This window comes from Porphyromonas sp. COT-108 OH1349 (assembly GCF_000768755.1).
GTDB classification, from domain to species: Bacteria; Bacteroidota; Bacteroidia; order Bacteroidales; family Porphyromonadaceae; genus Porphyromonas_A; species Porphyromonas_A canoris.
This window is the reverse complement of record NZ_JRAH01000020.1, coordinates 96110-111373: the sequence shown is the minus strand read 5'-3', so window position 1 is coordinate 111373 and position 15264 is coordinate 96110. Positions and strand designations below refer to the sequence as shown.

Annotated in this window: 7 protein-coding genes, 2 tRNA genes and 1 CRISPR repeat array; of the genes, 5 read left to right on the top strand and 4 right to left on the bottom strand. The window is 41.5% G+C overall.

Annotated elements, in window-relative coordinates:
* Nucleotides 1-20 precede the first annotated feature (20 nt).
* A tRNA-Ile gene (locus JT26_RS05595) sits at nt 21-94 on the top strand.
* A 57-nt stretch (nt 95-151) separates the two neighbouring features.
* Nucleotides 152-225, top strand: a tRNA-Ala gene (locus JT26_RS05590).
* A 418-nt stretch (nt 226-643) separates the two neighbouring features.
* A CRISPR array of direct repeats spans nt 644-4298; the repeat unit is 30 nt; unit sequence CTATCAATCGTACCTTAGTGGAATTAAAAC.
* Between the two features lie 193 nt (nt 4299-4491).
* Here JT26_RS05590 and JT26_RS05585 read toward each other — a convergent pair.
* From JT26_RS05585 to JT26_RS05570, 4 genes are read right to left on the bottom strand one after another with little or no spacing between them, the layout of a single operon-like run.
* A complete protein-coding gene (locus tag JT26_RS05585; RefSeq protein WP_052110382.1) occupies nt 4492-4983 on the bottom strand; it encodes a hypothetical protein in 492 nt (163 codons plus the stop codon).
* A 5-nt stretch (nt 4984-4988) separates the two neighbouring features.
* On the bottom strand, nt 4989-5474 hold the full coding sequence (locus tag JT26_RS05580; RefSeq protein ID WP_036847378.1) for a hypothetical protein: 486 nt from the start codon (nt 5472-5474) through the stop codon (nt 4989-4991).
* Between the two features lie 12 nt (nt 5475-5486).
* The gene (locus JT26_RS05575; RefSeq protein ID WP_036847375.1) at nt 5487-5954 is read right to left on the bottom strand and encodes a hypothetical protein; all 468 of its coding nucleotides are present in this window, start codon (nt 5952-5954) and stop codon (nt 5487-5489) included.
* Nucleotides 5955-5967: 13 nt separating this feature from the next.
* A complete protein-coding gene (locus JT26_RS05570) occupies nt 5968-6270 on the bottom strand; it encodes a hypothetical protein (RefSeq protein ID WP_036790464.1) in 303 nt (100 codons plus the stop codon).
* Between the two features lie 101 nt (nt 6271-6371).
* Between JT26_RS05570 and JT26_RS05565 the strand changes: the two genes are divergently transcribed.
* Genes JT26_RS05565 through JT26_RS05555 form a run of 3 tightly spaced genes read left to right on the top strand, consistent with a single transcriptional unit; the run spans nt 6372 to nt 15240 of the window.
* On the top strand, nt 6372-6887 hold the full coding sequence (locus JT26_RS05565) for a hypothetical protein (protein WP_052110381.1): 516 nt from the start codon (nt 6372-6374) through the stop codon (nt 6885-6887).
* The gene (locus JT26_RS05560; protein WP_036847371.1) at nt 6884-7930 is read left to right on the top strand and encodes a hypothetical protein; all 1047 of its coding nucleotides are present in this window, start codon (nt 6884-6886) and stop codon (nt 7928-7930) included. The genes JT26_RS05565 and JT26_RS05560 overlap by 4 nt, the downstream gene beginning before the upstream one ends.
* Nucleotides 7918-15240, top strand: a complete 7323-nt coding sequence (locus tag JT26_RS05555) for an ankyrin repeat domain-containing protein (RefSeq protein ID WP_036847368.1) — start codon at nt 7918-7920, stop codon at nt 15238-15240. Before JT26_RS05560 ends, JT26_RS05555 begins: the two co-directional genes overlap by 13 nt.
* Nucleotides 15241-15264 lie beyond the last annotated feature (24 nt).

Below are 15264 nucleotides of genomic sequence, written 5' to 3'. Positions count from 1 at the left end.
CGGAGTACGATCTGCTATCCAGTCCTATAGCTCAGTTGGTTAGAGCGCTACACTGATAATGTAGAGGTCGGCAGTTCAAATCTGCCTGGGACTACGAAAGGACTTCAACCGGCGGGATTGGAGGGACAACAACGAGATAATTAACTCTTAAGGGGGATTAGCTCAGCTGGCTAGAGCACCTGCCTTGCACGCAGGGGGTCGACGGTTCGAATCCGTCATTCTCCACAAAACAAAGAGAGTCGCAATGTTATCTGACACTGCGACTCTCTTTTTATACCCTCTTTCTACTCCTAAACTTATTAAGATTCTGTTTAAGCATTTAATTTTATTGTCTTAGAAAAGGATATTCAAATACGAGCCACATATCCAATTCTTGATTCTCTTTAATTAAGTATCTGAAAATAAATCAGATAATTGGAATAAAATTCTCCCTTTGTCGTCTATCTCTACATTTGACCTGCATTTATTTCCCAAATTCTCTCAGAAATAGTTCCATAAAATCTGATTATCAAATTATTAGAGTTGTTGTCGACCTTCCACTCTTTTTCTATTATTATAGAACGACAACTTTTCCCTAAAATTTATCCCCTCTTTCTCTTCTCTATCCCTTTGTTTGCATCACTTTTTTCATGTAATTTTACGGCTATCAATCGTACCTTAGTGGAATTAAAACGTGATAAAGCCCCCCCCGTCAGGGGGGCTTTTTCTCTATCAATCGTACCTTAGTGGAATTAAAACAAGGAAAAAAAGAAGTCTTTTTGGACTTATATTACTATCAATCGTACCTTAGTGGAATTAAAACCTCGCATGAGGTCAAAACCTCTTTTCCGCTTGGAACTATCAATCGTACCTTAGTGGAATTAAAACATTCAATTTGGACCCTGCTATGTTTTTGAATATGACTATCAATCGTACCTTAGTGGAATTAAAACAAGATGTACCGCAATTCGGGTGCCTGATTTGGCAACCTATCAATCGTACCTTAGTGGAATTAAAACTCTTACAATGAAGCTTCAAATGAGATTGTTTTATACTCTATCAATCGTACCTTAGTGGAATTAAAACTATACTAAGTGTGGATTCAGACCAGCTCTGGCGACTATCAATCGTACCTTAGTGGAATTAAAACCTCTCCGTGCTTCTTCTGCATGCCGTAGTCGTTGATGCTATCAATCGTACCTTAGTGGAATTAAAACGTTGTCCCCTGGATATGAGACTTCACGCTCTTTCCTGCTATCAATCGTACCTTAGTGGAATTAAAACACGCTCTGTCGGATGAGAAATTTGTTTCTTATGTACCTATCAATCGTACCTTAGTGGAATTAAAACAAGGATGCTACTTTTAATAAGTATCTCGAAGAGTTTACTATCAATCGTACCTTAGTGGAATTAAAACGACGACCCTCGTAAATTTCCTACTCTTGCGGATTATAACTATCAATCGTACCTTAGTGGAATTAAAACAATGATTATACAGTTAATAGACCACAATACCTCGGGCTATCAATCGTACCTTAGTGGAATTAAAACGGTTGTCTAGTGCGAAATTCGTTCAAGCGGATGAGTCTATCAATCGTACCTTAGTGGAATTAAAACATTCCGTCGCAAGCTTCTACTTTTGATATTGATGCCTATCAATCGTACCTTAGTGGAATTAAAACTTTGCAGGCTGTTTTTACAACTTTTGCTAATGCTTCTATCAATCGTACCTTAGTGGAATTAAAACCTGGATTCTCAAGTTGTTGTTCATTCACCCACTCCAGTCTATCAATCGTACCTTAGTGGAATTAAAACGGGACATCTTTTCTTTGCGTCTCTACCTGCTTGATTACTATCAATCGTACCTTAGTGGAATTAAAACAGTTTGAGTATGATGTGAATTTGTTCGGGATTTATGCTATCAATCGTACCTTAGTGGAATTAAAACATATGAGGGTGAGATGCTTCTTCTCACTCTCATATCTATCAATCGTACCTTAGTGGAATTAAAACTTTGCTTATTCAGAGAATTTGTCTTTTGAAATGTATCTATCAATCGTACCTTAGTGGAATTAAAACAGCCTTAAACATTATCAAATGTTCATTCACTATCTTCGCTATCAATCGTACCTTAGTGGAATTAAAACTGAATATAGACAAGGAGCCGCAGGCTTTCATATCTCTATCAATCGTACCTTAGTGGAATTAAAACAAGCAAATCCCCATTTTATTTTATAAACAGCGAAGCTATCAATCGTACCTTAGTGGAATTAAAACATTCTCCGGGGAACACTCCTTGCATAAGTGTGAGCTCTATCAATCGTACCTTAGTGGAATTAAAACTCTTAAATGCCCGCTCCTTGTCTCCGGACAATTGAACTATCAATCGTACCTTAGTGGAATTAAAACACCTGTTCATCCACGTGGGATGGATATAGGCTATACTATCAATCGTACCTTAGTGGAATTAAAACGGATGAGGACGCTGAACACTTCGCTCATCAGTTCCTCTATCAATCGTACCTTAGTGGAATTAAAACTCGCATTAAAATTTTGTCTTGTGCAAAAGTCTGAAACTATCAATCGTACCTTAGTGGAATTAAAACAATTGTTACAATTGAAAAATGCTAATTGGCGACCCGACTATCAATCGTACCTTAGTGGAATTAAAACACCGAAACGGAGTCCGTTCTTTGGCAGCTGATTTGCCTATCAATCGTACCTTAGTGGAATTAAAACCTGATATTAGTGTTATTTCTTCTACAACATTTCCCCTATCAATCGTACCTTAGTGGAATTAAAACAAATGATTTCTTTTTTTCTTTTGGCAAAAAGACACAACTATCAATCGTACCTTAGTGGAATTAAAACAAGATTTTTTGGAATGCAAACCGAGTCTCGCTCCCTCTATCAATCGTACCTTAGTGGAATTAAAACAGTTGGTAGTTTTATTTCTACACAATCAGCAAATACTATCAATCGTACCTTAGTGGAATTAAAACCGCTATTATATAAAGAAGATTTTCACTGACGAAGACTATCAATCGTACCTTAGTGGAATTAAAACATCTCATTTTTGTGTGTGTAGATGTATCGCGGTATCCTATCAATCGTACCTTAGTGGAATTAAAACACGAGAGCGAATACAATCGTAGCAAACGCCACAACTATCAATCGTACCTTAGTGGAATTAAAACCTTCAACAAATGAACCGCTTGCGAGATGCTGGATTCTATCAATCGTACCTTAGTGGAATTAAAACGATGGGAATAATCGGGAAGACGACACTTAGCGATGAGACTATCAATCGTACCTTAGTGGAATTAAAACCGAATTTCTACGAGCGCGTACGCAGTCGTAGCAAACTATCAATCGTACCTTAGTGGAATTAAAACTCTAATCAGATGCAACGTATTAAAGATGCTGGTCTTACTATCAATCGTACCTTAGTGGAATTAAAACTTCGCCCCTCGTATGCTGCAAAAGGGCGTAAAGTTCTATCAATCGTACCTTAGTGGAATTAAAACTGCCTATCACCTGGTGTATAACTACTTTTATAAAGACCTATCAATCGTACCTTAGTGGAATTAAAACTTTGCTTATTCTGAAAATCTTTCTTTTGAGATGTATTCTATCAATCGTACCTTAGTGGAATTAAAACAATGGATTCATGGCACATCATACACCTGCTACAAACTATCAATCGTACCTTAGTGGAATTAAAACGTAGGGTGCATTTGCCCAAGGTGCGAGATTCCATGACTATCAATCGTACCTTAGTGGAATTAAAACCTTGGTACCCTTGGTGGTAAATCTGTTACTTCTTTTGCTATCAATCGTACCTTAGTGGAATTAAAACAATCAGGCACCATCCCTTTCCCAGATTGTTGGTGCTCTATCAATCGTACCTTAGTGGAATTAAAACAAACCTTGTTCCGTTCTTTGATGATGTTGATACGATCTATCAATCGTACCTTAGTGGAATTAAAACCTGACAACGCGCTAACCCGCTGGCTCGGTCGTGTCCCTATCAATCGTACCTTAGTGGAATTAAAACTTGAAGTCTGATTATCAAAAACTCTTGAAGCGATTGACTATCAATCGTACCTTAGTGGAATTAAAACGGCAACAACAACTTATTGTTTGCCAGATCGCGGAGGCTATCAATCGTACCTTAGTGGAATTAAAACAAGAGGCGTTTGAGGGGCTTGGCGGTAAAACCTCCCTATCAATCGTACCTTAGTGGAATTAAAACCGTTCTATTATCTCTCTTCTGACAGAGAAGAGAGCTATCAATCGTACCTTAGTGGAATTAAAAGAAATCAAACAGTACTCGCTTGGCATACCGTAAGATCCGCCAGCGAGTCATTTTTTTATATAAAATCAGAACAATAAAACAGGGACGAAAGTACAACGCTCTCGCCCCTGTTCTATAATAGCCCGATCTGGAAGTCTGTTCAGAAAGGTCTCTTCGGTATTCTTGCCTTGCCTGTTGCGCCTGTCAGGGCGGTTTTAATCTTCTTCTTGAGGTCTTCTACCTTTATCGTCCACTCCGGCTTGAGGTGTGCATAAGTGATGCTTATCCAATCTTCTACAGCTCTGCATACAAGATAATTCATGTATAAGTGTTTGCAGTAGATTTGCTGTTGTGATGGAAAATTTATCGTAGACATTCATTGTTACATGATAAGACTCCGGAACATGGAACTCATTAGTATATTCGCTCTTGTCGTCCACTTCATCTTTTGTTATTCTGTAAAGTAGCTCGACAACTTCATCAAAAGCAAGATTCAAGACCCTTGTAACTCTGTCGATGTTTCCATCTTGAGCAACATCTATAGTCATGTGTCTTGCGTTTTCTATCTCTTCGCCAATTACCTGCCCCTGAACATAGCAATAATTAGAGATGTCGTATAACAGAGCCTCACGACAGAAGCAGTATTGTAGCTTCTTCTTTCCTGCCTGTATCTCTAAATCACGAGGGATGTATATATGATAGCTCATTATTATTACGACCTCACGGGTCTTTTTCTCTGATGTATAGATCTTATGAGATTGTGTACGTTCTCTTGAGATTTCTCGAGATACGTTGCAGAACCTTCTCTGTTTGTAATGTCAAACCAATCTGCTATTGATTTGTTAACTATGTACTGATGCGCCTCTGTTGCGATTGTGTTGGCAGAGGCGGAGTTATAATTTTCAGGCATAGAGAGAGCCAGAGTGATATTGCTACTTGAAGAAATCAGGTTGTTTGAAGCAGTTGAGCTGCTATCTTCAATGTATTCAGATAGTATTGATCTCAGTTTGTTATAGTGATCTCCGATACTTCTAAGTATTTGATTTAGTTCTTCTTCGTCATTGTTGGCCTGCATATATGCAGCTTTGTCATGATTCCCATCGTCTCTCTTCGATCTACCTGTCAAAAATGTTTTGTTCTGTATGTCATAGATCATCTCTGAGATGTGTAGTGTAATCGTTAGATTTTTTCGTGCCATCTTATTTCTGTTTTATATTGATACTCGTTTTGGCTTTGCTCTGTAATATATGAGAGCCTTAATTTCTTTGAGTTGCCCAAGTGCTTGTTGTACGTAAGAAGAAGCAACATTCTCTCCTTTTGTCATTGTGAGCCATCTGCTTGATATAGAGTTGATAAAGTAAGAATATATAGATGTCTCTATGCTGCTTCTTAGGTTTGTGTCGAAGTTCGACGGCATAGAGAGCGTGAGTGTGTAGTTGCTTGAAAGATCCACTTTCGATGTTACCTTTTGAGTGCTAACTTCTTTTATGTACTCTTTAACCACCTGAGTGATCTCATCGCAAGTGCTGACCCAAAATGTCTCAAGCATCAGCCTGTCTGCATCAGATGTAAATACTTTTTCGTATGTGCTTTCGTCGTTCTTCGCTATATAAGACGTCGTCTTCGAGACCTCTTCATAGACAGACGTCTTTTTTATTGTTATGCTTATCTCTTTCATTATTCGTTATTCGTTATTCGTTGTTGTCTGCTTTCGATAGTTCAACGAGTTTGTCTTCTATTGTTTTAACCTTGATAGTTTGATCTTCAAACTGCACACTTTGCAACCTGGGTGCGCAGTATGGAAGAATTGCGACAAACGTTCTGCAATAATTTACTTCATCAAGAGCGTTCATTCTCTGTATAAATGTTTCCATGTTATTATCAACAAAGTCCTTTATCATAAGACGAACCTCTCTTGTGATAACATTTTCAGATCCTTTTTGTCTCCCTCCTCTTCTGACGCCTTTTTGTTTCGTCTCTTTGCTATTATCCATCTCTCGATTAAATACTTACGAGTTTAATATCTGCAATACTTCTACAAATATCGTATCGTACTTTCGCTCTTAGATTACAGATATTAAATTCATATAAGTATATGTTACCAATCGCAATTGGAGCCGGAATGTCCGTTCTTGGAAGTGTCCTCGGTGGCGTCCTTCAGGCAAATGAGATGAGAAAAGCGCAACAAGATCTTGAAAGCAGAAAGCAAGCGAATAAAGATCTGTTCGATAGAAGGTACAATGAGGATGCAACTCAGAGAGCATCTGCTCTCAGAATGATCAACATGGCTTCTGACGCTATCCGCAACAGATCTAACAGGTCGGCAGGGGCTCAGGCTGTAACGGGCGCAACGAATGAAGCAATAGCGCTTGAGAAGGAGACCGCCAACAAGGCTATGACAGATGTCGTTTCTGACATTGTGGCGCAAAACGATTATAGAAAAGATGCGCTTGAAAGAGCCTTCTTAAATAGAGATGAGGCGTTCAATGCTCAGGTCGCTCAGATGAAACTCCAGAGAGCGCAAGGTGTTGCTAATGCTGTGAGAGGTGTCATGAGCGCCGGTGCTTCTTTTGCTGCCAATCCGCTCTTGTCGAAAGGAGGAAAGCAATGAGAACGATAGACGCAATAAGCAAAAGAAGAACATCGGTCCGGCAGGATTCCGGCACTGAACCCAAGCAAGGAACTGCGATCTCAGCCCCGACACTTCAACCCATATCTACTGCTCCGGCTATTCTGCCAAAGGTGGAATCTGATGTTGTTGTGAAAGCTCCAAACACAAAGATGTCCTACCAGGATGCTATAGATATATTAAATCAAAACCACGAAAAGAAGGAAGAAGAGATTGCAAAAAGAGAGGGCAGGAATATGCTGCTTGCTTCAATAGGCGATGGCATATCTGCTCTATCTAATCTATTCTTTGCATCTAAAGGAGCATATAGTACATACGATCCTCGTAATAGCCTCTCCGGAGCTCTACAACAGAGATATGATAAATTGAAAGCTGAAAGGGATAGAAATAGAGATGCCTATATCAACTATTCTTTGAGAGCTCGCCACTTCGACGATCAGAGAGCAGATCAGGATAGACGCTACAATCTTGCTACACAAAGAGAAAAACGAGATGCACAAGAGCAAGACGAGAGAATGAAAAGGGACAGAGAAAACCAAATAAACAGGGCTGCCCTTGATTATTACAAGATAAACGCAGCCAAATCGGATGCTGGCAGAAAGGAAGTGGAGGCTGCTTATCAGAAAGATCTGTCGCAGAGTCAAATAGACAGAAACAGGGCGGCAGCGTCAAGCAGCAGGGCTTCTGCCGCTAATAGCCTGGCAAGTGCGGAGAAACACAAAAAGGGTAAGACGATATCTATCCCGATAGACGGAGAGATTGTTGATATTGAGGCAGGTAGGATCAATTCTGCGACAATCGGGAAAGGTTTTGCAGACTTAGGTCTCAGCGATGAAAGAGAGGTCAGGTCTACACGAGAGAATCCATATCAGGGCAAGACGACCACCGTATCTCGAAGAAAACTTACAGACGACGAAAAGCTTGTACACATTATAAATGAAGCAAACAATGGAAATGAGAGGGCGAGAGAGTTTGTGTACAAACTCGCCGGGAAAACAAAACCTAAAGCAACATGGAGATGGTGAAAGCGCAAGATAAAGAACTGAAAAGAATATATCAAACACTGTCGAAGAATTTCGATGGCATAGGATCTGAAGATGAGTTCAAGAAGAGAATGCAAGATGAGGGTAGCCGAAGGAAAGTCTTCGACTACCTTAAAAGCATAGACGGTAGTCTGAAAGACTTCGACACATTCTCTGATAGAATTGTTGTCCGTCCCAATCTCAATATGAGAGTATCTAACGAGTATGGGGAGGAGGAATTTCTGCCAAGGCGAGGAAGTAAAACAACCATACAAGATAATTCAAAAGACGGGTCCCCTTCTCAGAGAAACAGCACTCCCATAAGACGATTTGATGAAGGTTTTATGCAGGGAGGTAAGGCGCTTATACAAGGTGGGAAAGCTCTTGCGGGAGAAACTGCGAATCTATTTACAGGATCGAGCCGTGATGCCTCTGAGGCTATCAAGGTTTTGAATGATTTTGATGCTCTTGGAATAGACATAGATAGCTACGAGAAATCTTTGGGTGCCAAATTAAAGTATAGAGACTATCTGTACAGCAAAGCGCGCAGGGAGTGGGGGGATATGTCTAAAAAAGATAGAGGCTTTATATCTGAGGCTTTGTGGCGCATCAGCAACCCGGAGCCACAGAGATACCAATATAACAAGGAGGATAATAAGGGAGCCATTAAAGCTCTAAGAAAGGCAATAGAAGAGTCCGGAGGAGATAAGAAGAAAGCTGTCGAACTGCTATCCAAGTGGTCTAAAGACAAAACATGGGGGGATGAGATTATATCAGAGGCGGGCAAAGAACTTTCAGAGCAGAGACCGGTAGAGGGCGCTGCTTGGTTTGGCAATCTCCTTCCTCAGATGGTGCCAAATATAGCAGCTGTTGCAAGTTCATTACATCCTGCCACGAGACCTCTCGCAAGACCTCTTGCGCAGATAGGGATGAGCGGGATGACTGCATCTGCGACAGGACAAGCAATGGCGGAGGCCAGACAATATAGCGAGCAGGAAGGAAAGAAAATAAGCGATGGAGATATTTGGAAGTCCGGTATCACATCCGGAGCCATTGAGTATGCAACGGAGAAGATCCCTCTTGATTATTTCTTTGGATGGTTAAAGAAGCCCGGAGTCAAAAACAGCATAGGGAATGCTGTAGGGAAGGTTGTTGCGGATAATCCCACAGCACGGCAAGAGATGTCTAAGCTTGCAGAAAAAGCAAGCAGAGAGCTTGGAGCGGATGCTTTTGGGAAGAAAACATTACTGCAACTCGCTAAAGATTCAAGTGTTGAGGGTGCGAGTGAATTCGCTGCTGAATACCTTGGAGCATTTGTTCCTGTGATATATCAAAACCCGGAAGATTATCCTACGCTTAGCGAGGCACTACGCAATGGATTCGAGGGAGCAAAAGCAGGTCTTTTCATGGGCGGGGTTATTGGTGGACCTAATAGGATCGCATCCAATTATGTCAACAAAAAGAGACGGCAAGCACAGGGAGCGGTCTATGTAGTAGAGTCTAAAGATGGGAATATATCGGAAGTCTTAGGACTTGACAAGAATAATAATTTGATTGTTCAAGATTTTGATGGCAACCAGTCTTCTCTATTACAGAGCGATATTGCAGAATATACCTCTATCCCTTTTGAGCAATTCAGCAAAGGATTTTCCGATCAGGTAAATAATATTGCAGAGAAGAGCAGAGAAGAGGGGTATAGCATAGAAGATCCTACTCAGAAAAATCAAGCAAAGATGCTCTATGATAAGAGCAGAGAAGGAGTAGAGTCTATTTGGGGAGGAGATCCGGATGAGGAGCTGTTGAAATATGGCAATACGCCTGCAGAGCAATTGCAATCATTGAGTGAATCGGGAGCAGACGAGAAGACCATACAGGCAGTATCCGACTATATCAATGCTCGATCCGCATACGAAGGTATGATTGATAAAGTCATAGAGAGTGTAGACCTGAAGATTGCTCAAGACAGAGAGACGATTCAGTCTAATGCCAATAAAGATGGTAACGTATATTCCGCAAAAATACACGGAAGAGATGAGACTGAGTACTATATCGTTGGTGGTGATATCTCTCTTTCCTCTGACGAAAGCGGAGATATAGATAAAGAGAACAGCAGCGGAAGTGTTGTCATCAAGGATTCATCAACAGGTGCATTGGAGATGATTTCGATTGATCAGCTCTTTGACGTACAACGTACCTCAATTAATGATATGCTCTCCGAGCTTGAGACGACAATAAGAGAGACGGAGATGCAAAGGCTCGCGGGAGAGATAGATGGAGATCTACCTTTCAATCCCGGAGATGTGTATGAGATAGATGGACCGGATGGCAGTACAAGTTCTGTGCAAATTCTTCAAAGCAATCCGGATGGATCTGTTGTTGTTTCTGATGGACACAATCAAGAGGTTGCCAAACGAGAGGATGTGCAGGCGCTTGTTGATCTGAAGAAGAGAAACGACCTATTCGGAAGAGCAAAAGACGAGGGCAATGAATCCCGGATGCAATACGAGCCGGGGGATGTTGTACGGCTCGGTGATGGAATTGAGGGGGAAGTCGTTCGTGGAGAAGATGCGGATGGCAATATACTTGTAAGAGTAGAGAAAGATGGGCAAGAGTCGGTCATTCAGTACCCATCAAAAGACATCGGAACGACTGATATAATAGAGTCTGCCAATGCTGAGCAAGGGGGAGCTAATGCTGTTTCTATTCCAGATCAGACTACAGCACCAACCGATAATGTCTTTGAAGATACAAATAATGGAAAGACTCCTGTTGATGAGAATGGGAATATAGATTATGACTCCATTAGTGATGCGCAGATGTATGCAGATGCTCTTGTGTCTGAATTTCCGGACGACGTATCTCTGCAGTCCGAGATTATCAATGATGAGGTGGATAGGATTCAAGCGCAGATAGGTCATATTTCTTCTCCTGAACAATCGAAAGGGAAAAGGAGGATTGAGATAGAGAGAGAAAAGAAAGCCTTGAAGGAGAGACTCCGAATGCTAAAACAAGCAGAGGAGCTTCTGAATCCTAAAGATGTTCAAAAGGATGAGACCTCTGTTAGTGTTGCAGAAAATATAGATGCCTCGGAAGACAAACAGCAAGGCGATAATGAATTAGAGGATGAAGTTCCTGTTTCTTCTTCTATAGAAGAGATGAGGGAGAGCATAGATACCAATCCCTCCGAGGCGCAGAAAGAAGCCGGCAACTATAAGAAGGGACATGTCAAGGTGGATGGATTTTCTATTACAATAGAGAACCCTAAGAATAGTGAGAGAAGCGGAAAAGACAAAGATGGAGCGGCATGGAGCGTAACCATGCAAAATGACTATGGATATATACTTGGAACCAAGGGCAAAGATGGAGACCATATAGACATATTCTTGTCCGACTCGCCGGGAGAAGGATCTGTCTTTGTTGTAGACCAAATCAGAGAAGATGGCTCTTTTGACGAACACAAGGTGATGTATGGTTTCTCCAACATAGAGGAAGCCAAGTCCGCATACCTATCTAACTATTCACCCGGATGGAAAGGTCTTGGCAATATAACAGAAGTTTCTAAAGAGAATTTTAAGAAGTGGATAAAGTCATCCAAAAGAAAGACCAAGCCGTTTGCGGAGTACTCTTCTATGAACAGGGAGGAGAAAAATCCGGACTATCTAAACGAGTTGGAAGAGTTCAGAAAACAGACGGACACGAGCGGACGGACGAAGATAGACGAGGCAGCATACGATTCTGAAGAATTGTACGCTCCTTTATTGGTTGATGGGATGCCGTCAAAATTGGCTGTATTAACGGCGGTCTCAGACAATATAACAGACCCGGCCATTCAGATTGCCGTCTATGACTATTCTGACGAAATAGATGAAAAGACAAATGAGGGATGGCAGAAATGGGCAGACCTTTCAGATGAGTATAATAGTGGAACCAAAGCCCCCGACAAGGCAATAGAACGAGGAGATACAGGCTCATTGGGCTTTAGAACGGTAGATGCCGCTTTGAAGTTTACAGATTGGCTTGAAAAGAAAAACCGGGATAGTAACATCCTGTTTAGAGAGGGTCCGACGAACGTTTATTCTGACGAGGAGCGGAGTATAATATCCAAAGCAAAGGATGAAGGGGTATTCATGCTTGCCCCCAATGGCAATCCTACAAATCTCAATGAAAAGCAGTGGGTTCAAGTTCGTACCAAATCTTTCAAAGATTGGTTCGGAGATTGGGAAAAGGTTGCGAGGGTTGAGAAGTTGCGCAAGAGCAGTCCTGTGTCAATATCAGGCACGGAAATAGAGGCGAGCAAAGATCTCAAGCAATACAAGAAGAACGCGTTTGAGTACGGCAAAAGCTTGCAGGGCGTCTATGTCAACCGGGACACAGGCAAGAAGATAAGCTTACAGCGAGGTCGCAAGCGAGGTGGTCTCAATGAGGTCTTGCAGCATGATTACAAGGACACCGAACACCTCCAGAGCATAGCGGCAATTCCAGGTATCATTGAGAATGCCATCTATATTGACAGCGCAGACAACACGGATAGAAAGGTCAATGCTCAATCATTCGACTATTATGTTGTAGGGATACAGATCGGCGGCGTTGATTACACCGTCCGTGCGGTTGTAGTTAACACCAAGAGCGGTGAAACTTACTATGATCACAAGTTGTCAAGTATTGAAAAAGGAAAGCTCCTTGACCTGATAGCAAGACAAGGAGCCTACAACAGCGATTTTGGCACAACGCCCGACACGAAGTCTACTATCACTGATCTTTCTAAGGTCAAAGATACAAAACTTGTTTCTCTTTTGCAAACCAACACCTCAAAGGTTGTCGACGAAAATGGAGAGCCAATGGTGGTGTATCATGGAACATTATCGAAAAGTCTGACAGAGTTCAGCAAAGATTTTATAGGCAGTCGTTATAGCTTTGATGATAAAGGGTTCTTCTTTATCAGTAGCAAGAAAATCGCGGAAGATTATGCGACATCAGAGTTTGATTCTTCTAAAAAGGGAGAAGTTGTTGATGCCTATGTGGAGCTGAAGACTCCACTAATAATCGATGATAATTGGTGCAGGAAAAACGGACTTGGCAAAAACATATTCAAAGATTATGATGTAATAGGTTTTTGGGATAGTTACCAATCTTTAATTATAGAAGAGTCTGAAAACAATGATGGTGTGATCATTTATGATGGGAAGTCCTCTATGGTTGTTGCTTTTGAACCTAACCAAATCAAGTCTGCCTCAGAGAATGTCGGCACATTCTATTCTGAAAATCCAAGCATACTATTCAGAGAAAGCGATACACCGCTAAGAGAATCTGAAGAAGAGATCTTTGCAAGAGGTCAATTATCTGATGATATACCTGAAGACTTCGCCTCTGTACACTTTGCCTACGAACCAGGACTTAGACACATATATGCGAACCCGGAGGCGTACGACAAGCTGGAAGCTATATATAAAGAGAATGGCGGATATTTGGAAGAAGGGTGGGAATATGAGTTCTCGCCTGAAGATTTTACCCTGAAGAAAGGGTATGTGTGCTGCAAATCTTCAAATGAGTATGAGTATCCTGCTATGATCCCCGGAGCCGGTGATGACAGCTATTGCGTATTCTTCGAGGGTGAAGAGGTCGCAAGGATATATGATGGTGTCGTGGCAAAGGTTGGCAAACTGCTTGATGTCTGGAAAAGGCAAAAGAATGGCGTCTATGAAAGGACTGATAAGAAGAAAGCTCTTGATTATATTGCCAGCGCTTCCGCTCCAATTGCGGATGCTAAACATAATAACCAAGAGCTTATCTCTGCCACAAAGGTAATAAAAGAATTTGAAAACCCAAGCACAGGAGATAAGGATGTTAGGCTTAGAGATGCAGATGGTGCGAATAAGGGCATCGGTAACGGCACTGAGCGAATCGAACAAGCGGTAAAAGATCTTGCCGAAAAGCTTGGAGGAAATATACGAATTGTCAAAGATGTAAGAGAGATCAAGAGCCTCAACAAAGGGACGGAGATTCGCATGCAACGATCAAAAGGATGGTATGATCTGTCTTCCGGAGAAGTTGTTCTGTTGCTTGAAAATGCCACAAGTGAGGCAGATGCAAGGGCTACTGTTTTTCACGAGATGGTTGCCCATAAAGGCTTGAGAGAGTTGTTCGGTGATGATTTTGATGCTTTCCTTGACAGAGTTTATAGTCAAGTCTCTGTCAAATCAAGAGAGCGCATCAACGAGAAAGCAAAGGAAAAAGGATGGGACTTCCGCGTGGCAACAGAAGAGTATATGGCAGAACTCGCAGAAAGAGGTTTCTCCGATAATGAGGAGCATTCTTTTTGGAGGAAAGTGAAAAGCCTGTTCATGCAACTTCTGGACAAGGCGAGTGTTAAACTTGGATTCTCTTTGACGGACGACGATCTCAGGTATATCCTGTGGAGGAGTTATAAGAAGATGACCGATAAGAGCTTGCTTGCGGAGGCAGATAATGTCTCTATGAAAAACAAACTCGGCATAGGTGCTTTCAGAGAAAAAGGTAGAATACCGGAAAATAATTACCGAGACGAAGAGAAACCTGTAACCGGAGTGGCGAGAGAGTATTACGAAGAGAAAGTAAAAGGTTTCGGATATAAGATGATGGAGGGATATGTGGATCATTCAAGGGGTCTGTTGAAGTTTCAGGAGGCTCTTGAGAAAGAGCATGGCAAGCCAATCGAGGCTCACGAAAACGCCTATCTCGGTCTTAACAGGTTGAGCAGCGTTAATACTTTTGATATGGAGGATTACATGCTTAACTATTTCAAACCTCTCATGAAAAGCGTTGCCGATGTTTCCGATAAGAGCAAAAGCGGATATAATGATCTTTGTAACTACCTCATCGCAAAGCATGGTCTTGAGCGTAATGAATATATGGCAGAAAAGAAAGCTGTAGAGGCATTGTTCAAGGGCAAGGATGTGGATCAGGAATTGGCAAGAAAAACAAAAGAGAGCTTCTTGAATGAGAAGGAGGCTCTAAAGAAGAAGCTTGAAGACAGAGAGATTTCTACGGCAGAGTTCGGAAGAGATCTTGAAGACTTGAGGCATAGATGCCTCCCAAGGTATAGGAGATATAGAGCTATGGACCACTCAGGATTGTCTGCCTTAACCGGCGACCCTGTAAATTTTGAGTCGCTATCCAAAGAACTTGTTTCGGAGTACGAGAAGGGACGAGAGTCGGAAATACAAGGATTATGGGATAAGATTAGGTCTGCGACAGGCGAGACTCTGAAGAAAGCATATCATAGCGGTCTGATCAGTCGTCAGCAGTATGAGCATATAAGTGGGATGTATCAGTAAGTTATTATTATCCACATTACTGTC